Source organism: Ruegeria sp. BC1 (assembly GCF_056539305.1).
On sequence record NZ_JBQFUT010000002.1, the window covers coordinates 186,788 to 207,039 of the forward strand.

Consider the following 20,252-nt stretch of genomic DNA (forward strand, 5'->3'; position numbering starts at 1 on the left):
ATTTGTTGATATCCCTGTCGAATATCAGCCCTTGGCTTCACCGATCAGACGCAGGATGTCCTGAGCAGCCTCGGGGATATTTGTTCCCGGACCAAAGATCGCTTTGACCCCGTGATCGTAGAGGAACTGGTAATCCTGCTGCGGGATCACCCCGCCGCAGATCACGATGATATCCTCGGCCCCGGCCTTTTTTAGTTCTTCAACCAGTTGCGGAGCCAGCGTTTTGTGACCGGCGGCCTGCGATGAGATTCCAATCACATGCACGTCATTATCGACCGCATCCTGCGCGGCCTCAGCCGGTGTCTGGAACAGAGGTCCAACATCCACGTCAAACCCGATATCAGCAAAGGCTGTCGCGATCACTTTGGCACCCCGGTCATGACCGTCCTGCCCCATTTTCACCACCAGCAGGCGGGGGCGGCGGCCTTCAACCTCGGCGAATTCCTCAATGGACTTCTGGATCGCGGCAAAACCCTCGTCGCCTTCGTAGGCGGCGCCATAGACACCTGCCAGAGTTTTGACCTCGGCGCGGTGACGGCCGAATTCTTTTTCCATTGCCATGCTGATCTCTCCTACGGATGCGCGGGCACGGGCGGCTTCGACAGCAGCGGCCAGCAGGTTGCCACCCTCGCGGGCGGTGGTGGTCAGGGCGTCGAGCGCTTGTTGGCACGCGGCCTCGTCCCGTGTGGCGCGGATACGTTCCAGCCGCGCGACCTGAGCTTCGCGAACGGCAACGTTGTCAACATCCAGAATGTCGATCGGGTCTTCCTGTTCCTTGCGGTACTTGTTGACGCCGACGATCACCTCGTCGCCCCGGTCGATCATGGCCTGACGTCGGGCGGCGCTTTCTTCGATGCGCAGCTTGGGCATGCCCGAGGCAACGGCCTTGGTCATGCCGCCCATTTCCTCGACCTCTTCCATCATGGCCCAGGCCTTTTCGATCAGCTCATTGGTCAGGCTTTCGATGTAATACGAGCCCGCCAGCGGATCGACCACGTCGGTCACGCCGGTTTCCTCTTGCAGCACCAGCTGGGTGTTCCGCGCGATACGAGCCGAGAAATCGGTGGGCAGCGCAATCGCCTCGTCCAGAGCATTGGTGTGCAGCGACTGGGTGCCGCCCAAAACCGCGCTCATTGCCTCGTAGGCGGTACGGATCACGTTGTTATAGGGATCCTGCTCCTGCAACGATACACCCGACGTCTGGCAGTGGGTGCGCAGCATCTTGGACCGCTCGGACTTTGCACCGAAATCTGTCATCACCCGATGCCACAGCGTGCGCGCAGCGCGCAGTTTGGCGATCTCCATGAAGAAGTTCATGCCGATGGCAAAGAAGAACGACAGACGACCTGCGAACTTGTCCACGTCCATCCCGGCCTGCGTTGCGGCACGCACATATTCGCGCCCGTCGGCCAGCGTATAGGCCAGCTCCTGCACCAGGTTCGCGCCGGCCTCTTGCATGTGGTAGCCCGAGATTGAGATCGAGTTGAATTTGGGCATTTCGTTCGAGGTGAACTCGATAATGTCCGAGATGATCTTCATCGACGGCTCGGGCGGATAGATATAGGTGTTGCGCACCATGAACTCTTTCAGAATATCGTTCTGAATTGTGCCGGACAGCACCGATTTGTCGTGGCCTTGCTCTTCACCTGCAACGATGAAGTTCGCCAGAATTGGGATCACCGCACCGTTCATCGTCATCGACACCGAGACTTTGTCCAGCGGGATACCGTCGAATAGGATTTTCATGTCCTCAACGCTGTCGATGGCCACACCGGCCTTGCCCACATCGCCAACAACACGGGGGTGGTCGCTGTCATAGCCCCGGTGCGTTGCCAGATCGAACGCAACCGAGACACCCTGCTGACCGGCCGCCAGATTGCGGCGATAAAAGGCGTTGGATTCCTCAGCCGTCGAGAACCCGGCATACTGACGGATCGTCCAGGGACGCCCCGCATACATCGTCGCCTTCACCCCGCGCGTGAACGGCCCTAACCCAGGCAGTGAGCCCATATGCGGCAGTTCAGCAGTATCGACCTGCGTATACAGCGGTTTGACGTGGATGCCTTCCAGCGTTTCCTTGGTCAGGTCGTCCAACGGGCGACCGCGCAGCTCTTTTTCAGCCAGCGCCTGCCAGTCCTTCGTATCGGTCATTACGTGTTCCTCTCGTCCATTCTTTCAGCGGGCGTATCTGCGCCCCGCTCTAATTCCTGTTGCAGGCACAGACAGGCCAACCCATCAGCCCCTGATGTCAGCCACGACAAATCATCCGCATACTTCATCATAAGGTTCATTTCCTGGGCACTGTTTGGCCCTTGGATTTTTTCAATCCCGTCCTTGTTGATCCACACGTCAGACGCCATTGGAGGTACTGGAAGACCAAGGACAGAGGCCAATTGCTGATCGGGTCGTCCGGCGAATTCCTCGAACGGCAACACCAAAAGGGAGGCTTGCGGAAAGGCTCCCCTCAGTTCAGTGATAACGTCTCGCCAACTTCGCGGATGACGCGCAACCTTCGCCCAACGCATGTTTGCCCGAAATCTCGATTTGTTGCGCACAGCGTAGGCTGCAACCGAGGTCCAATAGGTGTTCAGCGCGCGAATGTTCAGGACAATTCTGGAAACACGATCACCAAAAACCTCAGAAACCAATTGCGCTCGCGTTCCGGCATTGGGGTAAAGCTCACCCTTGCTGACGTTCTCGGGCATCATGCCCAGGAAGTTTTCTTCGGTGACGATCAGGTGTTTGACGCCTTGGTTCTGAGACCGGTCCATTTCACGCTGCAGCTTGGCATGGGTCGCAGGTGTCATGGACTTCAGCCCATGCAGGCCAGTTTCCTGTATCACGTCCCGCCCCCAAACAACGATCCCCTGTTGCTCGAGCACTTGGGCGTTATGGCGCAAATACTCTTGAAAGCTGGTTGTGGCGCAACGGTGAGCTCCAAAATGAATGGTAATGTCCATGCGCCTAGCCTGCCAAACTGACGCGCACCCGGCCGGGCGCTGTCGTTTTAAACACTTTTTTGAATGCCAGTGGCATTCCAATGGTCGCATTACCCGTCGCAGAGGCTATATTCAGATCAACAGGAGGCCCCATGACACGAACGCTTGCCCTTGTTTTCTCGGCACTAATCCCGCTGGCCGCAGTGGCTGCTGACGGGTCCGCGCCGGCAGAAGACGAATTTGTCCGCCCCGCAGGTGACAGCGACCTTAGCGAGTTTCTGTGGGTCAACAGACCTATTGTCGTTTTTGCCGACACTCCTGCGGATCCTCGATTCCAGCAACAGATCGACATGCTGGTCGAGGGCGAAGCGGCCATGCGCGACCGCGATGTCGTAGTGCTGACGGATACTGATCCGTCGGCGCGGTCCCCGATCCGGTCGCAGTTGCGCCCCCGCGGTTTCCAGATGGTGTTTGTCGACAAGGATGGCGTGGTCAAGCTGCGCAAGCCATCGCCGTGGAGCGTTCGCGAGATCGGCCGGTCCATCGACAAAACGCCCCTTCGCGAACGCGAAATCCGCGAACGACGTGAAGGCGGTTGAGCGCCTTTGCCATACCCATAGCCCCCGGCGCAGAGCGCTAGGGAGCGTTGGGAATATGGCAAAAGCGCACTCATGATCACTCGAACTCGATGATCACGTCGTCCACGGCGAGGCTGTCACCGGCCCCTGCGTTGATCTTGGCGACAACGCCCTTTTTCTCGGCGCGCAGGATGTTTTCCATCTTCATCGCTTCGATAGTGCACAGCGCCTGACCTTCCTGCACCTCTTGCCCCACTTCCACGTCGATCTTCACGATCAAGCCGGGCATCGGGCAAAGCAGCATTTTCGAGGTATCCGGCGGCAATTTTTCAGGCATCAACCTGGCCAGTTCAGCCTGACGGGGACGGCGGACATGCACCTTCAGGTCCGCGCCCCGATTGCGAATGCGGAACCCGCCCGGAATCTTGTCGACCTTCAAGACCAACTGTTTGTCACCCACAGACAGGATCGCCAATTGATCACCCGGCGTCCAATCCGATGCAACGCGCAGGGTTTCGCCGTCGCTGAACGTGACCGATGCACCGTCTTTGTCTGCCTCGATTGTGACGTCGAACTCGTGCCCTTGCAGCGCGACGTTCCAGCTTTTGCCAACCTTGCGTTCGTGGTTGTCCATCCGGCCCGATACGCGGGCACGGCGGATTTCAGCAACCCGGTACATGGCAGCACAGGATGCTGCGATCCGGCGCAGGTCGACCTCGGGCAGCTCAACGCCTTCGAACCCGTCGGGATATTCCTCGGCAATGAAGGCGGTGGTCATGCCGCCGCTGACGAATTTCGGATGATCCATCACAGCAGACAGGAACGGCAAGTTGTGACCGATGCCTTCAACCTCAAAGCTGTCCAGAGCCACGCGCATCGCCTCGATCGCCTGCTCGCGGGTTGGGGCCCATGTACACAGCTTGGCGATCATTGGATCGTAATACATGCTGATCTCGCCGCCCTCATAGACGCCGGTATCGTTACGCACAGCTGCGTCACCCTCGGGCGCATCACCCTGCCATTTGCCGTTCACCAGCATCGGACCGGCTGCGGTTTCCTGCGGTGGGCGATAACGGGTCAGACGACCAATCGACGGCAAGAAATTGCGATACGGGTCTTCGGCATACAGACGGTTTTCGATGGCCCAACCGGTCAGTGTCACGTCATCCTGTGTGATCGACAGGGGCTCACCCGCCGCCACACGGATCATCTGTTCGACCAGATCGACCCCGGTGATCAGTTCGGTCACCGGGTGTTCCACCTGAAGGCGGGTATTCATTTCGAGAAAGTAGAAGTTTTTGTCGCCATCGACGATGAATTCCACCGTCCCCGCGCTGGCATAGTCCACAGCCTTGGCCAAGGCTACCGCCTGCTCACCCATCGCCTTGCGGGTTTCCGGGTCAAGGAATGGCGAAGGTGCCTCTTCCACCACTTTCTGGTTACGGCGCTGGATCGAGCATTCTCGCTCGCCCAGATAGATGCCATTGCCGTGGCTGTCGCACAGAACCTGAATTTCAATGTGACGCGGCTGGGTCACAAATTTCTCGATGAAAATCCGGTCATCGCCAAATGAATTCGCGGCCTCGTTCTTGGATGACTGAAACCCTTCACGGGCCTCCTCGTCATTCCAGGCGATCCGCATGCCCTTGCCGCCACCACCGGCGCTGGCCTTGATCATCACCGGATAGCCAATCTCATTAGAGATTTTCACCGCCTCTTCGGCATCTTCGATCAGCCCCATATATCCTGGGACCGTGGAAACCCCCGCGTCCTGGGCGATCTTTTTCGAGGTGATCTTGTCACCCATGCTTTCAATCGCACCCACCGGCGGGCCAACAAAGGCCACGCCTTCGGCATCCAGTGCTTCGGCGAATTTCGAGTTTTCCGACAGGAAACCATATCCGGGATGCACCGCCTGCGCACCACTTTGGCGAATGGCATCCATAACCTTGTCAATCACGATATAGGACTGGTTCGCGGGCGGCGGTCCAATATGCACCGCCTCGTCCGCCATTTCGACATGCAGCGCGTTCTTGTCTGCATCCGAATAAATGGCGACGGTGCCAATACCCATCTTACGCGCAGTCTTGATGACCCGGCATGCGATCTCGCCCCGGTTGGCAATCAGGATCTTATTGAACATGGAACGTCCTTTGTCTTGATGTTCTGGAAACGCAAAACGCCGCCGCGAGGCATAAACCCTGCGACGGCGTCTTGCGCGATGACGGTCGAGACGGCGGGCGCCCCGAAAATTATGTTACCTACAGTTGTGCTGCGTCTTGCAGTAGAGCACGTTGCCCGCTGCACCGACAACGGCGCCGAGAAGCGGATCGGCGCTGAGAACCGCCGCACCCACCGCGCCCGCGCCACCGCCGAGAATCGCCTGCTCGCCCGTGTTGCTACCGCAGGCGGCAAGGCCCGCGCAGGTTGCCATTGCCATGAAGAATTTCGAGATTCGCATGCGTACTGCCCCTTTAGATCTCTTGATGCATTCGGGGGCAGATGCCGGAAACACGGGCTGTTATTCAATAACAGACGGGGTAATTCGGCTTTTTGCGCAGATTTATGCCGCTCTAGGCGCGCAAAGAAAAACGCGGGCAGGATTTTGTGGGTTTCACAAACCTGCCCGCGGAAGGAAGGGGTACGGAATAGTAGGTGCTTGTGCGACGCAGGCAAAGTAGAGCCGCACGGCCCGTTCAGATTGCACGTCACAATCTTTGCCGCAAACAAAGTATTGTTTCCAACGGAGATTCCGGCTGGAAATCGCCCAAATGGCGAAAACCCGCGCAGAATTGCGCCGACCCCAGACAGCGCCAACTGGGCAGAACAGGCACGTGAAACCGCCGCGCAGGTCTTACAGTTCTCGTGATCGAGGCATGTATATACGTGTGCGGCAGGGGCATACATGGCTCAACGCACCCCATCAAAAATGTCGGGGAATGAAACCCGCAATGCATCGGGGTCAATAACCAGCAATGCGTCATAGCTGGCCGGATCAAACGGATCCTCGGCCGGGACAACCTCTCGATCGAAAAGCCAGCTCAGGCGGCCTGCATCCAGATTGCCGCGCTCGAAAGGCTGGTCACCGAAATGCTGCCACAGCGCTTCCATAAATGCGGCATCAGCGCGCTTGTCCGCTGGCTTACGGTCCCGGAATCGTTCGCGTCGGGTAAGTGGCGTGACCCCTTTGGGGTTTGCCCGGCGAATGGTGAATTGAAAATCAGTTCCAGGCAAACGTCCTGGGAATCCGCGGTGCTTCAACATGTCGGCACCTCGTTGTTCAATGTGTTCAGGGAAACGGAAAACACGCCGCCAAATGCAGACAGGGTCAAGTCGCACACCTCCAAAGCCATCTTGGTATCCAGAAACGCTCTGATGTGATGAAAACGGGGTTTCATGATCAAAGCCCCTCCCAGATACATCGAGATTGCTCTAACCGGTAGGCTTCAAAGAATTGCGTCGCATCGGGTGTCGCGCGCCCAAATTCGATGGGCCGGTCCGACAACGAGATCACGACCCGCGCGGGGTCAAGTTCGTGTTTGGCCACATAGGCCACGGCAAGCGTCTGACACAGATGCTCCATATCCACAGAGGCGACGTCATAGCCAATACGACCAACGGACGATCCGATCTTGGGCGCAATAAAACGGAACCTGACCCACAGTTCACCCGGGTTATTGTCCAGCAGCACGTCGCTCAGATGCACTGGCTGACCGGACGGGACAGGAAGCAAGTTGTCAGCCTGAGCGAGCGCGCCGTTTGAAGGCGCCAACAGCGCCAAGACAAAGGCGCAACCCCAGACCCGCAAGCGGGCTCCTCTCTCCGGGGTCGCGCGCGCGGGGCTTTCGGCCTGCGCTTGTCTATATCTTATGGGGCAAGTCATTTAGCAGCTTTGGCCTCAAAGTCAAACAAACCGCCTGATTGCTCTGTACTGATCCGATTTCGGGTCGTTCTTTTACATGCAATCAGCTCGGCAAATTGTTCAACACCTCCCTTACAACGGAATATTATCGTGCTTTTTCCACGGGTTCTTCAGCTGCTTGTTGCGCAGACTGGCAAACGCGCGTGAGACACGGCGGCGAGTGGATTGCGGCATGATCACCTCATCGATGAAGCCACGTTCCGCAGCGACAAACGGGTTGGCAAACCGGTCTTCGTAGTCCTGTGTGTGCTGCGCGATCTTTTCTGCATCGTCCAGATCGGCGCGATGGATGATTTCGGTCGCGCCTTTCGCCCCCATCACCGCGATTTCCGCGGTAGGCCAGGCATAGTTGAAATCGCCACGCAGGTGTTTGGACGCCATAACGTCATAGGCACCACCATAGGCTTTGCGCGTGATCACGGTGACTTTCGGAACTGTCGCTTCACCATAGGCAAACAGCAGCTTGGCACCGTGCTTGATGACTCCACCGTATTCCTGCGAGGTTCCCGGCAGGAAGCCCGGAACATCGACCAGCGTCAGGATTGGAATCTCGAAACAGTCACAGAAGCGCACAAACCGCGCGGCCTTACGCGAGCTGTCGATATCGAGACAGCCCGCCAGAACCATCGGCTGGTTGGCCACGACACCAACAGTCTGCCCCTCAAGGCGAATGAAACCGGTGATGATGTTCTTGGCGTAGTCTTCCTGAATCTCGTAGAAATCGCCCTCATCCGCCACTTTAGTGATAAGTTCCTTCATGTCGTAAGGCGTGTTCGGATTGTCCGGGATCAGCGTGTCCAGTGAGGTTTCGACACGCTCAGGACTGTCAAAGAACGGGCGAACGGGCGGTTTCTCGCGATTGTTCAGCGGCAGGAAGTCGACCAGACGGCGAACTTCGGCCAGCGCCTCGACGTCGTTTTCGAAAGCACCATCTGCAACCGAGGATTTCTTGGTGTGAGTCGATGCGCCACCCAGTTCTTCAGCGGTCACAACCTCGTTGGTGACGGTTTTCACCACGTCTGGGCCGGTCACGAACATGTACGAGGTGTCTTTGACCATAAAGATAAAGTCCGTCATCGCCGGGCTGTAAACCGCGCCGCCAGCGCAAGGGCCCATGATCACGCTGATCTGCGGCACAACGCCCGACGCCATGATGTTGCGCTGGAACACCTCGGCATAGCCCGCCAGCGACGCCACACCTTCTTGAATTCGCGCCCCGCCCGAGTCGTTGATCCCGATAACCGGCGCACCGTTCTGGATCGCCATATCCATGATCTTGCAAATCTTCTGCGCGTGAGTCTCCGACAGAGAGCCACCGAACACCGTGAAGTCCTGACTGAACACATAGACCATGCGACCATTGATCGTGCCCCAGCCAGTGACCACGCCGTCACCCGAAAGCTTTTGCTTGTCCATACCAAAATCGGTGCAGCGGTGGCTGACGAACATATCGAACTCTTCGAAACTGCCTTCGTCCAGCAATAGTTCAATCCGCTCGCGTGCGGTCAGCTTGCCACGCCCATGCTGCGCATCGATGCGTCGTTGGCCGCCACCCAGCCTGGCGTCGTTTCGGCGGTCTTCAAGCTCGGTAAGGATGTCTTTCATGACGGTGATCCCCTGTGAAATTTAGCGCGACACTATACGCAGAAACCTCAGGACCAAAGCCCCCTTTCGGCAAATTTGCAAATCCTTGGCAACTAACTTAAGGTAAATTGAAAACTTGCTAATATTTACATTGAGACGTGGTCACGGATAGTATTCCGTAAATCCATCACTATACATGTGAACTATGCAGTTCAGCTCATCCCGGGCGCACCGGTCGCCTCCGACAATCTCTACGCTTGTTTTGCTTTCGGGGCTGTCAGCCCTGAGCCTGAACCTGTTCCTGCCCAGCCTGCCGAACATGGCCCTGCATTTTCAGGCGGACTACAAGGTCATGCAACTGTCGATCGCGTTGTACCTGCTGGTTAATGCAGTGCTTCAAATCCTGATTGGCCCGATCGCGGACAAGGCCGGGCGTCGGCCGGTATTGCTGTGGGGGCTGGCGTTGTTCCTCATGGCCACTTTGGGCTGCATCTATGCCCCCAACATCGAAGTGTTCCTTGCCTTCAGAATGTGCCAGGCCGTCGTGGTTGTGGGTATGGTCCTCAGCCGGGCCGCGGTGCGAGATCTTTATGATCAGGATCAGGCAGCCTCGATGATTGGGTATGTGACGATGGGGATGGCCGTCGTTCCGATGATCGGTCCGGCCATTGGCGGCCTGCTCGAAGAAAGCTATGGCTGGAAAGCCAATTTCTGGCTGCCCTTCGCATTGGGGGTTTTGACACTGGCACTTACCTTTTTGGATTTCGGAGAAACGTCAACCAAGAGCGGCAAAACTCTGGTTCAGCAGTTTCGCGAATATCCGGAATTGCTCCGCTCACCACGATTCTGGGGCTATTCGCTGTCCTCCGCATTGTCGTCAGGTGCCTTCTTTGCCTATCTGGGCGGCGCGCCGTTCATAGGCACCGAATTGTTCGGCCTCAGCGCGGCGCAGGTCGGCATTTATTTCGGCGCACCGGCGCTGGGATATTTCTTTGGGAACTTTGTCAGCGGCCGGTATTCGGTCCGCTTCGGCGTGAACCGAATGGTGTTATGGGGGTGTTGGCTGAATGCATTTGGCGTCGCCCTGTCAGCCGTGCTGTTTCTGGTGGGCCTTGGCACTGAACTCAGTTTTTTTGGCCTCATGACTTTCGTCGGCATTGGAAATGGCATGACCATACCCAACGCCACATCCGGTGCTTTATCGGTACGGCCACACCTTGCAGCAACCGCATCGGGTCTCAGCGGTGCGATCATGCTGGCTGGCGGCGCTGGCCTGAGCGCATTGGCCGGGACGCTGCTGACCCACGAAACCGGTGCCATGCCCCTACTCTGGCTTATGCTGGCGACATCCGGGTTAGCGATCATCGCCATTGGAACTGTAATACGACGCGAGCGTAAATTGGGCTTGTGACGCAGCTTGCGCCGCGCGGTTTGCAAAGTTAGCTTACAGCGACGGAAAAGTTGCAAAGGCAGGCCATGGCCACCCAAAAATTATATGCGGGCGCAAAACTGCGCGAAATGAGAACGCGCCTGTCCCTGACGCAAAAGGACTTTGCCTCAAAACTAGGTGTGTCCCTGCCTTATCTGAACCAGATGGAGAACAACAACCGTCCGATTTCGACGACGGTTGTTCTGGCTCTGGCGCAAGAATTCGGCATGGATGTCACCGAACTGAGCACCGGCGACAGCGAGCGTCTGGTCTCGGACATGCGCGAAGCGCTGGCTGATCCTGTATTCGACGATGCCATGCCACCGATGGCCGATCTGCGTCTGACGGCCTCGAACGCGCCCGCGCTGGCCCGTGCCTTCATCGCCCTGCACCGAACATATCGCCAAACTCACGAACGGTTGGCCTCGCTTGACGAGGCGCTGGGACGCGAGGACGCACGAATACAGGCCAGTCCGTGGGAAGAAGTCCGCGACTTTTTCCATTATTGCGACAACTACGTCGACGCCGTGGATCGCGCGGCAGAACGGTTTTCTACACGGGCCGAAGAAGCAGGCGGCGTTCGGGCCGCGGCCATCAACACCCTTGGGGAACGCGGTATCAGGGTGCAATTCGTAGACATCCCGGAGACCCGAAAATACGACTCTGATAGCAAAACGCTGCAATTGTCTTCGCGTATCGCCCCTCAAACTCAAGTGTTTCAACTGCTTCTGCAAGTTGCCCTGATCAGTCAGGATCAGCTGCTCGAGGCCACGCTGGACTTCGCAAAATTCCAAAGCGATGAGGCCCGCGCCATCGCCAAAATCGGTCTGGCCAACTATTTCGCCGGCGCCTCATTGATGCCGTACAGCGCATTTTTGGCCGCAGCACAGGATTACCGTCACGATCTGGAATTGCTCAGCAACCGATTTGGTGCATCGATCGAACAAATCGCGCACCGTCTTTCCACGATGCAACGCCCCGGCGCCAAGGGTATCCCGTTTTTCTTTGTCCGGGTCGATCAGGCAGGAACAATCACCAAGCGCCACTCGGCTACCCGCCTGCAATTCGCCCGGTTCGGTGGGGCCTGCCCCCTGTGGAACGTCCACCGCGCCTTTGAGACCCCAGGCCACTTCCTCAGGCAATTGGCAGAAACACCGGACGGTGTCCGCTATTTCTCACTTGCGCGGGACGTATCCAAATCGGGCGGATCATACGGCGCACCCGTGCGCCGCTATGCCATCGCCCTAGGCTGCGAAATCCGCCATGCCGAGGCGCTGGTCTATGCCGATAACCTCGATGTCAACAACGCCAGCGCGTATGAACCGATTGGCATTTCATGTCGTATCTGCGAGCGGCAAACCTGCCACCAACGCTCGGTTCCACCGCTGGAACGCCGCCTTTCGATCGACGCCCATTCCCGCGGTATACTACCTTACGAAGTCACCTGATCTTTACCTGGCTCAAAAATACCCCGGGGGCTCGCGGCCTGCCGCGACGGGGGCAAAGCCCCCGCCCCTGCTTCAGCTTTTTGACAAGATCGCCCAGATCTCATCCTTGAGCGCCGCGCGTTTCTTTCGCATTTCACCCTCAGCCAGTTCTTCCATCGGTTCGATGTTGGTCTCGGCCCGATGTACTGTGCGGTTGATCTCGTGGTATTCGTCAGCCAGCCGCGCAAAATGCGCATCCGATTGCTTGAGCTGGCTCATCAATTCTACTTTGTCCGGAAACTCTTCGGCCAGTTCATGCGGGGTGTGGGACATTCCTGTTCGCTCCTCAAATATGTCGTTACGATTCAGGTCTATACGTCTTTTCTACACCCCGCATTGACGCGGATCAAATCACCGTTGCGCCGTTGCCCATGCGGGATGAATCCAAGGACGATCATTGGCCTTGGGCAAAGCTGCCTTGCCCAGCAGATGGTCCGACATCTTCTCACCAACCATGATAGATGGCGCGTTGAGGTTGCCGTTGGTGATCTGTGGGAAAATTGAGCTGTCAGCGACGCGCAACCCGTCCACACCAATCACCCGGCCCTCGGGGTCGACAACCGCGTTCTTGTCGTCGGCGCTGCCCATACGGCACGTGCCGCAAGGGTGATACGCACTTTCCGCATGTTCGGCGATGAAGGCGTTCAATTCATCATCCGTTTGCACGTCAGCCCCCGGCTGAATTTCCTTACCCGCATAAGGTTTAAAAGCATCCTGACCGAATATCTCGCGCGTCAGACGGATACAGGTCCGGAAATCCTCCCAATCCTTTTCGTGGCTCATGTAATTGAACCGGATCACCGGCGCGTCCTCGGCCTTGGCCGAACGCAGAGTGACCGCCCCCCGTGAAGGTGATCGCATCGGGCCAACATGGGCCTGGAATCCATGCCCTTCGGCTGCGGCCTGACCGTCGTAACGAACGGCAATCGGCAGGAAATGATATTGAATGTCGGGGTATTCAACACCTGGCTGAGATCGGATGAAGGCGGCACTTTCGAACTGGTTAGACGCGCCCAGACCGGTTTTGGTAAACAGCCATTGCGCGCCGATCAGACCCTTGCTGATCAGGTTCCAGTGTTTGTAGAGCGTGATGGGCTGCAGCGATGCCTGCTGGATATACAGCTCCAGATGATCCTGCAGGTTCGCACCCACACCGGGACGGTCTGCAACCACCTCAATCCCATGCTCGGTCAAATGCGCTGCCGCGCCAATGCCGGACAGCATCAACAGCTTGGGCGAGTTGATCGAAGACGCCGCCAGAACCACTTCACGTCGGGCACGGATGATTTCGGTCTTGCCGCCGCGTTTTAGTTCAACCCCGGTCGCACGCCCGCTTTCCATAACAACCCGGCATGCCAATCCACGCACTATTTCACAGTTGTCCCGTTTCAACGCGGGCTTCAGGTAGGCGTTCGCAGCAGACCAGCGGCGTCCCTTCCAGACGGTCTGCTCCATGGGGCCAAAGCCTTCCTGTTGCTCACCGTTATAGTCTCCGGTGACTTCATAGCCCGCCTGCTGCCCCGCATCGACAAAGGCCTGAAACAAGGGGTTTTCCCGTGGCCCGCGCGAAACGTGCAGCGGCCCGTCAGTACCACGCCACGCCGGATCACCGCCATGGCCGCCGTCATGCCATGTCTCCATCCGCTTGTAATAGGGCAGCACGTCCGCATAGGACCATCCGTCAGCCCCCATCTCGGCCCAAGTGTCGAAATCTCGCGCGTGACCGCGTACGTAGACCATTCCGTTGATTGAAGACGATCCGCCGATCACCTTACCTCGCGGACAGGCCAGTTCACGGTTGTTCAGGTGCGGCTCGGGCTCAGACCGGAAACCCCAGTCGTACATCGGCATATTCATCGGGTAGCTTAGCGCCGCTGGCATCTGGATGAACGGGCCCACATCGGACCCGCCATGTTCGATAACCAGAACCGAGGCTCCGGCCTCGCTTAGACGATAAGCCATCGCGCATCCTGCGGATCCTGCGCCAACGATGACGAAATCTGCTTCCATTCTTCGGGTCTCCATAGCCCGCCGGGTCTGTCTTCGGAATGCCGGCGGGGGTCTTCAAAAAGATGCTGAGATTATTCGCCGCGCGGGTAGCGGGCATTTTCCTCAACGACATTCAGGTCCATGTGATTGCGCATGTAGCGCTCGGATGCTTTTTGCAGCGGCTGGTAATCCCACGGATAGTACCCGCCCTGCCGCAACGCTTCGTAAACGACCCAGCGACGGGCCTGGCTGGCACGGATGTCAGCATCGAACTGATCCAGGTCCCAGCGCGCCTCGGATTTCGCTTTCAGAGTTTCCAGCGTCCCTGCGTGTTCGGGTTTGTCGGCAAGGTTATTCTGTTCGTGCGGGTCAGCCTCCAGATCGAAAAGCTGATCTGGGTCCAGCGCACAGCGGTTGTATTTCCACTTGCCATAGCGCAGCGAGACCAGCGGTGCGTAAGACGCCTCGGCTGCATATTCCATCATCACCGGTGCGGTACGTTCGCCCTCTTTCGCCAGAGGCACGAGGTCCTCTCCATCAGTCCAAGGTTCGATCTCGGCCATATCAACCCCAGCCAACGCGCCCAGCGTCGGGGTCACGTCAATGGTCGAGACCGGCGTATCGATCCGACCCGCTGGCAGATCAGGGGCAGAGATCATCAGCGGCACCCGCGATGAGCCTTCGAAGAAGGTCATTTTGAACCACAGCCCGCGTTCACCCAGCATGTCGCCGTGGTCCGAGACGAACAGGATGATCGCCTCTTGCCGCGTGGTTTCCAGCACCTCGAGAATCTCGCCGATCTTGTCGTCCAGGTATGAGATGTTGGCAAAATAGGCCCGGCGCGACTTGCGGATATCGTCTTCGGTGATGTCAAAACTGCGCCAGTCATTGGCGTCAAAAATACGCTGCGAATGCGGATCCTGATTGTCATAGCCAAGGTCCGGAACTTCGGGCAGCAGATGTTCGCAGTCCTCGTAGAGGTCCCAATATTTACGCCGCGCCACATAGGGGTCATGCGGGTGGGTAAAGCTGACGGTCACGCACCACGGGCGGTCATCCTTACCGCGCGCCAGATCGTACAGCTTGGTTTTCGCGTTATAGGCAACCTCGTCGTCATACTCCATCTGGTTCGAGATTTCGGCCACACCTGCACCCGTGACCGAGCCCATGTTGTGATACCACCAGTCGATCCGTTCACCCGGTTTACGATAATCGGGCGTCCAGCCGAAATCGGCAGGATAGATATCGGTGGTCAGGCGATCTTCGAACCCGTGCAACTGATCGGGGCCGACAAAGTGCATCTTGCCCGACAGGCAAGTATAGTAACCGGCCCGGCGAAGGTGATGCGCGTAGGTGGGGATGTCGCTGCGGAATTCCGCCGCGTTGTCATAGACCCCGGTCCGAGACGGCAGTTGACCCGACATAAAGCTGGCCCGTCCCGGCGCGCATAGCGGCGATGCGGTATAGGCATTGGCAAACCGCGTGGACTGTTCCGCAAGTTTCTTCAGGTTCGGCGCATGAAGCCAGTCGGCGGGACCGTCTGGAAAAAGGGTCCCGTTGAGCTGATCCACCATCAGGATCAGAATGTTCGGTTTTGTCATTTTTCAGCCTCGAGCAGGGTATTGAGGACACGCATAGCGTGGTTGACGGCCAGTTGCGGCTCTTCCGGGGCGCTCAGCGCAGCGCGGATATACAACCCGTCGATCAGAGCGATCATGTTCTCGGCAGCCTCGACAGGGTCACTCAGCAAAGGGCGCAGTGCACAGATCAGATTGGACCGAATGCGCGCCTGATAAATCTGCCAAAGACGCAGGGCGTCCTGATTGGTCTGAGCCAGAACATAAAACGTCATCCATGCGGCGATGACGTCGGGTGTAAAACATGAAGGAGCAAAACAGGCCCGAATGATGGCCTGTGCCCGCTCGTGAGGGGCAGCGGCCTTAAGCTCGCCACGGGTTTCATTGCCGAAATCAGACAGAATTCGGCGCATTGCAGCAAGGAAAATCTGATCCTTGCCGCCAAAATAATGGTGCGCCAACGCGCTGGACATGCCGGCCCTTTTGGCTATCTGGCTGACAGTCACATCAAGGGATTTTTTTGACCCAAGCTCGGCTATTGTCGCGCGGACGATGGCATCGCGGCGAATTGGCTCCATTCCGAGTTTCGGCACAGCTACTCCCTCCCTAGCGTTGGTAGAGAAGACGCTACGAGGTTTTTATTGACTCGTCAATCAATAACCTGTTTTTGCCGACTGAAACCTGCTATAGCTTGGGCGCAATACTTGGGGTGGTCAAGCTGCTGCGGTTCAGCACCGCCTCGCGCCAGGCGATGAAACTGACGGCGGACAGGATCAACGAGCCGCCCGCAACCACCCAGACATCGACACTTTCATGAAACACCAATGCACCAAGCAACGTTGCCCAGATCAGTTGCAGAAACGTGACGGGCTGCGTGACCGCCACTGGTGCCGCTTTTAGCGCAATCGTCATGAAATAGTGACCTGCGGTGGCAAAACTGGCCACCAGAAACAGCACCCCAAGATCGCGCAGACTGGGCTGCGTCCAGACCGCCAACGCAAAGGGGATCAGGGCGACGGTCACCCAGATCGACATATGCGCCACGACGACCGAAGGCGGAAGATCTCGGACCAGCACCTTAGCGATCAGATAAGATACTCCAAGCCCCAGCGCCGTTCCCAGCATGGTCAGGTGACCTACCGAAACTTCACGGAACCCGGGGCGCAAAATGATGAGGACACCAACCACTGCGACACAAATGGCGGCGATACGACGAAAGGCCAGCTTTTCGCCCAAAAACAGCGCCGCCCCCAGAGTAACGTACACCGGGGTCATGTAATTCATCGCTGTGACCTCGGCCAAGGGAATTTGCGTCATCGAGAAGAACCACAACATCACCCCAACCGCATGGACGATCCCGCGCACCCCGAACAATGTCAGGTGTCTGCGGGTCAGATGCGTTGTCAGAACCAAACGCAGCGCGGGTATCAGAAACACCAAACCAAAGACAAACCGCAAAAACGCGGCCTGAATAGGATGCATGGTAGGCCCCAGCGTTTTGACCAGCGCTGTCATGACAACGAAAGACATCCCGGCAGAAAACATCCAGAACATACCCGCAAGGGGGCGGTAAGAGGTCGCAAGAGTTGTCATGTTAACGGTTGAACACCGAAAGCCGCGTGGGGGCAACCCGTCACATCGCAACAAGTTTGAAAGCAATCCCCAGCATAACCACCCCGATCATCACATCCAGAATTTGCCACGCACGAGGGCGCGTGAAAACCGGAGACAGAATTCTGGCTCCGTACCCGAGGGAAAAGAAAAACACGAAACTCGAGGAAACAGCACCCAAGGCAAAGGCCATTCGATCTTCATACTGAGCCGAGATCGAGCCGATCAGCACAACCGTATCCAGATAAACATGCGGGTTCAGCCAAGTGAAAGCCAGCACGGTCAGCAAGACCGATCTCAAGCTGGAACGCTGCCCGTTCGTGATTTCCATCGCAGCACCTCCGCGCCACGCCGATTGCAGGCTGCGCAGGCCGTACCATGTCAGGAAAATCGCTCCTCCATAGCGCATGACGGTCTCAAACCAGGGCATGGCAGAGGCCAAAGCCCCGAACCCCGCAACACCGGCTGCGATCAGAATGGCGTCTGACACAGCACAGGTCAGACAAAGGGGAAACACATGCTCGCGTCGCAAGCCCTGACGCAACACAAAAGCGTTCTGCGCTCCGATGGCAAGGATAAGGCTGAAACCCAGCGCAAAACCGGCGATGAGAGATGCTGGCATGAGGCCTCCTGCGTTTACAGGCATTGACTACGGTCATTGGCGCAATCTATCAAATTAAAGATGCTCACTCTGATTAAGCACAGCTAATGCTGTTGGACCCCGGTCACCTATCCGCGCTTTCCGCCATCCTGCGCCACGGCAGCTTTGATGCCGCCGCCGCTGAGCTTGCCGTGACACCCTCGGCGATTTCGCAACGGATCAAGGCGCTGGAAGATCGCGTAGGTGCGGCCCTGGTCAACCGAGGCACTCCCTGTACCGGCACCCCTGCGGGGCTGCGCATTGCCCGGCACGCCGAGGATATCGGGCTGCTAGAAGCCAGGCTGGCTCGTGAATTGACCTTGGATCAGGCGGCTGGTCTGACACGCGTGCGCGTGGCGGTACCTGCGGATGTTCTGGCGACCTGGTTCATCGAAGCCATGGCGCAGGTGGATGGGCTGCTGTTCGATCTTGTGGTCGATGATCAAGACCACTCCGCAGAATGGTTGCGCCGTGGCGAAGTCAGCGCTGCCATTACCGTTGGCGGGCAACTGGTGGCGGGCTGTGAGTGTACGGCGCTGGGTGCCATGCGATATGTTCCGACCGCCAGTCCGGCGTTCATGCGCCGGTGGTTTGCAGAGGGTGTGACCGAGCGCACGCTAGCCCGGGCTCCTTGCCTGACCTTCAACCGAAAGGACAACCTACAAAAGCAGTGGATTGCGGAACGGACGGGCAAGCGGATCTCGCCTCCGTCCCATTTTCTGCCCTCATCGAACGGCTTTGTTGAGGCCGCCGTCGCCGGGTTGGGCTGGGGTATGAATCCGATTGGATTGGCGCAGCAAGCGCTGGATGACGGACGGTTATGCCCATTGCTGCCCGATGCGCCACTGGACGTGGCTTTGAATTGGCAGATCGGGCGAATACTTGCACCGACGCTGACACCACTGACTGATGCTGTCAAACGAACCGCGTCCAAAACACTCCTGCCTACTCAGCCTTGATCACTATGATCTCAAAGGCACTTTCTGTTTCGGATAGGGTTCGACAAATCGAAAACATGCAAAGGCCGCAAACAGGCTGACAAGTACGATGAACACGATGGCCCACGAGACCTCGTGAAGATGGGCGACACCTGCCAGAGCCGCTGAAATTATGACGGCAGAAATCCGGCAGATCCCTTTGACCGCAGCCACTCCTTTGACGCGCTGATCCTTTGGCGCGACATCCAGAAAATACAGCTGACGAGCACTGCTGATGCCGGTCACGGCAACCATCACGATAAACAGCGCAACCGCGTGCAGATGGATATCGTGATCCAAGCCCAAATAATGCACCGACAACAGAGCGGTGCCGGTCATGGCCACCATTAAGGCACCAGCAACCATAACCGCGCGGTGAGATTTCATATTCACCAACTGCCACAGAGGGGCGGCGACCAGGTATCCCGTAGCGGACGAAATGATCATCGCAGTCAGGCCTTTGGCTGAAGTGTGATGCGCCTCGGCTGCAATCAAGGCAAAGAAAGGCACCGACAAAGACACAACGACCAAAGGCAGTCGCATGATCATGTAGCGGCGAAACCAGGCCTCGTCGAACATGGCAAGGATATCAGTGAAGTTTTCACTGAACTTTCGTTTTCGAACCGGTTCTGCGCCACTCTGTTTCTCTGGCGAATGCGCAATTTCTGACATCGCCAGAATGGACAAGCCGGACAAGATAAAGAAGGTAACTGAAACCGCTATGACGGTGGAATGCCGGGAAAAAGGCGGCTGATCCTTTGTCAGTTCGTGAACAAACAACACAAGCCCGATGGCGCCCAGACCACCGATGCCAAGTTGCAGATAATGCATGATCATCCGCGATTTCGACTGAACATGGTCGCCCAAAAGATCGGTCAGCATCAAAGACTGGCATTCTTCGATCAAACCAATCAGAAAGAACGCGGCAACAAAAGCCAGGCCGATGGCCGGAACAAAGCCGGTCGATGCAACGACCACTGCCATTACGAGGCATGCGCCAATTGCCACCTCGGTCAGGGCAACCCCGCGTTTCTTGCGCTTTTGGGCTGATATCGGCTCTGACAGAAATACATCCGAGATCATGCTGCCCACCATTCTGACCGACACCAAAGCCCCGGCGATGAACATCGGCAATTCAAGAGAAACGGCCAGAAACGGCAACACCACGGACGGGCTGCCAAGCGTCCATGCAACCTGAGACAGAATGCTCTGCCCGGTCAGAACCGGAACGTTTCTCTTTTGCGGGGTCGCCAAGCTGCTCGTCATCTGTATTTCGGCCCTGCGTTGACTGAACCGCACAATCGCACGGGATTGCTTACGTTCAACTTCAACCATACATTGTCGGGCCCCACCGGCCAAGAGATTAGAAACCTTAAAGAAAGTTCTGATCAGCGACTGTGCCTACAAGCACCGCTTCATCTGATTGTCAACGTCGCGCCGAAATGCCCCCTCGCATCTTTTTTAACCTGAGGCCTGGGTCTGCTGGCGCAAAACCGACTGCTTTCTGCCTATTGTCCCG

Annotated in this window: 19 protein-coding genes; 4 read left to right on the top strand and 15 right to left on the bottom strand. The window is 57.5% G+C overall.

Features of this window, described 5'->3' with window-relative positions:
* Positions 1-24 precede the first annotated feature (24 nt).
* Positions 25-2,151, bottom strand: a complete 2,127-nt coding sequence (gene scpA, locus ACR0IY_RS06640) for a methylmalonyl-CoA mutase (RefSeq protein WP_480671508.1) — start codon at positions 2,149-2,151, stop codon at positions 25-27.
* Positions 2,151-2,960, bottom strand: coding sequence for a hypothetical protein (locus ACR0IY_RS06645; protein WP_480671510.1), 810 nt, complete (start codon positions 2,958-2,960; stop codon positions 2,151-2,153). Before ACR0IY_RS06645 ends, scpA begins: the two co-directional genes overlap by 1 nt.
* Positions 2,961-3,091: 131 nt before the next feature.
* On the opposite strand from ACR0IY_RS06645, the gene ACR0IY_RS06650 reads away from it, so the two are divergent.
* Positions 3,092-3,538: a DUF4174 domain-containing protein gene (locus tag ACR0IY_RS06650; protein WP_480671512.1), complete on the top strand. Its 447-nt coding sequence runs from the start codon at positions 3,092-3,094 to the stop codon at positions 3,536-3,538.
* 76 nt (positions 3,539-3,614) lie between these two features.
* Here ACR0IY_RS06650 and ACR0IY_RS06655 read toward each other — a convergent pair whose 3' ends face one another.
* The 6 genes from ACR0IY_RS06655 to ACR0IY_RS06680 form a co-directional block, all read right to left on the bottom strand.
* Entirely contained in the window at positions 3,615-5,660 is a 2,046-nt protein-coding gene (locus tag ACR0IY_RS06655) for an acetyl-CoA carboxylase biotin carboxylase subunit (protein WP_480671514.1), read from the bottom strand.
* Between the two features lie 114 nt (positions 5,661-5,774).
* Entirely contained in the window at positions 5,775-5,978 is a 204-nt protein-coding gene (locus tag ACR0IY_RS06660; protein WP_480671516.1) for a hypothetical protein, read from the bottom strand.
* 449 nt (positions 5,979-6,427) lie between these two features.
* Positions 6,428-6,781, bottom strand: coding sequence for a hypothetical protein (locus ACR0IY_RS06665; RefSeq protein WP_480671518.1), 354 nt, complete (start codon positions 6,779-6,781; stop codon positions 6,428-6,430).
* Positions 6,775-6,915 carry a hypothetical protein gene (locus ACR0IY_RS06670; RefSeq protein WP_480671520.1) on the bottom strand — a complete coding sequence of 47 codons (141 nt, stop codon included), beginning with the start codon at positions 6,913-6,915 and terminating at the stop codon, positions 6,775-6,777. Before ACR0IY_RS06670 ends, ACR0IY_RS06665 begins: the two co-directional genes overlap by 7 nt.
* A gap of 2 nt (positions 6,916-6,917) precedes the next feature.
* Entirely contained in the window at positions 6,918-7,325 is a 408-nt protein-coding gene (locus ACR0IY_RS06675) for a DUF6497 family protein (RefSeq protein ID WP_480671522.1), read from the bottom strand.
* 186 nt (positions 7,326-7,511) lie between these two features.
* Positions 7,512-9,044: an acyl-CoA carboxylase subunit beta gene (locus tag ACR0IY_RS06680; RefSeq protein ID WP_480671524.1), complete on the bottom strand. Its 1,533-nt coding sequence runs from the start codon at positions 9,042-9,044 to the stop codon at positions 7,512-7,514.
* Positions 9,045-9,228: 184 nt separating this feature from the next.
* On the opposite strand from ACR0IY_RS06680, the gene ACR0IY_RS06685 reads away from it, so the two are divergent.
* The gene (locus ACR0IY_RS06685) at positions 9,229-10,434 is read left to right on the top strand and encodes a multidrug effflux MFS transporter (protein WP_480671526.1); all 1,206 of its coding nucleotides are present in this window, start codon (positions 9,229-9,231) and stop codon (positions 10,432-10,434) included.
* Between the two features lie 65 nt (positions 10,435-10,499).
* A complete protein-coding gene (locus tag ACR0IY_RS06690; protein ID WP_480671528.1) occupies positions 10,500-11,900 on the top strand; it encodes a helix-turn-helix domain-containing protein in 1,401 nt (466 codons plus the stop codon).
* A 72-nt stretch (positions 11,901-11,972) separates the two neighbouring features.
* On the opposite strand, the gene ACR0IY_RS06695 is transcribed toward ACR0IY_RS06690, so the two are convergent.
* The 6 genes from ACR0IY_RS06695 to ACR0IY_RS06720 all read right to left on the bottom strand — a co-directional run bounded on the left by ACR0IY_RS06695 (position 11,973) and on the right by ACR0IY_RS06720 (position 17,738).
* The gene (locus tag ACR0IY_RS06695; protein WP_480671530.1) at positions 11,973-12,212 is read right to left on the bottom strand and encodes an HP1242/YdcH family protein; all 240 of its coding nucleotides are present in this window, start codon (positions 12,210-12,212) and stop codon (positions 11,973-11,975) included.
* Between the two features lie 78 nt (positions 12,213-12,290).
* Complete coding sequence (gene betA / locus ACR0IY_RS06700; RefSeq protein WP_480671532.1) at positions 12,291-13,949, bottom strand: choline dehydrogenase; 1,659 nt, start codon at positions 13,947-13,949, stop codon at positions 12,291-12,293.
* A 71-nt stretch (positions 13,950-14,020) separates the two neighbouring features.
* Complete coding sequence (betC, locus tag ACR0IY_RS06705) at positions 14,021-15,529, bottom strand: choline-sulfatase (protein WP_480671534.1); 1,509 nt, start codon at positions 15,527-15,529, stop codon at positions 14,021-14,023.
* Positions 15,526-16,098, bottom strand: a complete 573-nt coding sequence (betI, locus tag ACR0IY_RS06710) for a choline-binding transcriptional repressor BetI (RefSeq protein ID WP_480671536.1) — start codon at positions 16,096-16,098, stop codon at positions 15,526-15,528. Before betI ends, betC begins: the two co-directional genes overlap by 4 nt.
* Positions 16,099-16,189: 91 nt before the next feature.
* Positions 16,190-17,098 carry a DMT family transporter gene (locus ACR0IY_RS06715; protein WP_480671538.1) on the bottom strand — a complete coding sequence of 303 codons (909 nt, stop codon included), beginning with the start codon at positions 17,096-17,098 and terminating at the stop codon, positions 16,190-16,192.
* A gap of 40 nt (positions 17,099-17,138) precedes the next feature.
* Entirely contained in the window at positions 17,139-17,738 is a 600-nt protein-coding gene (locus ACR0IY_RS06720; protein ID WP_480671540.1) for a LysE/ArgO family amino acid transporter, read from the bottom strand.
* Between the two features lie 86 nt (positions 17,739-17,824).
* Here ACR0IY_RS06720 and ACR0IY_RS06725 point away from each other — a divergent pair, with 86 nt between their 5' ends.
* The gene (locus ACR0IY_RS06725; protein ID WP_480671542.1) at positions 17,825-18,715 is read left to right on the top strand and encodes a LysR family transcriptional regulator ArgP; all 891 of its coding nucleotides are present in this window, start codon (positions 17,825-17,827) and stop codon (positions 18,713-18,715) included.
* A gap of 3 nt (positions 18,716-18,718) precedes the next feature.
* Here ACR0IY_RS06725 and ACR0IY_RS06730 read toward each other — a convergent pair whose 3' ends face one another.
* Positions 18,719-19,999, bottom strand: coding sequence for an MFS transporter (locus ACR0IY_RS06730; RefSeq protein WP_480671544.1), 1,281 nt, complete (start codon positions 19,997-19,999; stop codon positions 18,719-18,721).
* Positions 20,000-20,252: the final 253 nt, after the last annotated feature.

What these genes read in the sequence shown, in the direction of transcription:
- scpA (WP_480671508.1), bottom strand. Translation starts at nt 2,151, where the DNA reads ATGACCGATACGAAGGACTGGCAGGCGCTGGCTGAAAAAGAGCTGCGC.
- ACR0IY_RS06645 (WP_480671510.1), bottom strand. Translation starts at nt 2,960, where the DNA reads ATGGACATTACCATTCATTTTGGAGCTCACCGTTGCGCCACAACCAGC.
- ACR0IY_RS06650 (WP_480671512.1), top strand. Translation starts at nt 3,092, where the DNA reads ATGACACGAACGCTTGCCCTTGTTTTCTCGGCACTAATCCCGCTGGCC.
- ACR0IY_RS06655 (WP_480671514.1), bottom strand. Translation starts at nt 5,660, where the DNA reads ATGTTCAATAAGATCCTGATTGCCAACCGGGGCGAGATCGCATGCCGG.
- ACR0IY_RS06660 (WP_480671516.1), bottom strand. Translation starts at nt 5,978, where the DNA reads ATGCGAATCTCGAAATTCTTCATGGCAATGGCAACCTGCGCGGGCCTT.
- ACR0IY_RS06665 (WP_480671518.1), bottom strand. Translation starts at nt 6,781, where the DNA reads ATGTTGAAGCACCGCGGATTCCCAGGACGTTTGCCTGGAACTGATTTT.
- ACR0IY_RS06670 (WP_480671520.1), bottom strand. Translation starts at nt 6,915, where the DNA reads ATGAAACCCCGTTTTCATCACATCAGAGCGTTTCTGGATACCAAGATG.
- ACR0IY_RS06680 (WP_480671524.1), bottom strand. Translation starts at nt 9,044, where the DNA reads ATGAAAGACATCCTTACCGAGCTTGAAGACCGCCGAAACGACGCCAGG.
- ACR0IY_RS06685 (WP_480671526.1), top strand. Translation starts at nt 9,229, where the DNA reads ATGCAGTTCAGCTCATCCCGGGCGCACCGGTCGCCTCCGACAATCTCT.
- ACR0IY_RS06690 (WP_480671528.1), top strand. Translation starts at nt 10,500, where the DNA reads ATGGCCACCCAAAAATTATATGCGGGCGCAAAACTGCGCGAAATGAGA.
- ACR0IY_RS06695 (WP_480671530.1), bottom strand. Translation starts at nt 12,212, where the DNA reads ATGTCCCACACCCCGCATGAACTGGCCGAAGAGTTTCCGGACAAAGTA.
- betA (WP_480671532.1), bottom strand. Translation starts at nt 13,949, where the DNA reads ATGGAAGCAGATTTCGTCATCGTTGGCGCAGGATCCGCAGGATGCGCG.
- betC (WP_480671534.1), bottom strand. Translation starts at nt 15,529, where the DNA reads ATGACAAAACCGAACATTCTGATCCTGATGGTGGATCAGCTCAACGGG.
- ACR0IY_RS06715 (WP_480671538.1), bottom strand. Translation starts at nt 17,098, where the DNA reads ATGACAACTCTTGCGACCTCTTACCGCCCCCTTGCGGGTATGTTCTGG.
- ACR0IY_RS06720 (WP_480671540.1), bottom strand. Translation starts at nt 17,738, where the DNA reads ATGCCAGCATCTCTCATCGCCGGTTTTGCGCTGGGTTTCAGCCTTATC.
- ACR0IY_RS06725 (WP_480671542.1), top strand. Translation starts at nt 17,825, where the DNA reads ATGCTGTTGGACCCCGGTCACCTATCCGCGCTTTCCGCCATCCTGCGC.
- ACR0IY_RS06730 (WP_480671544.1), bottom strand. Translation starts at nt 19,999, where the DNA reads ATGACGAGCAGCTTGGCGACCCCGCAAAAGAGAAACGTTCCGGTTCTG.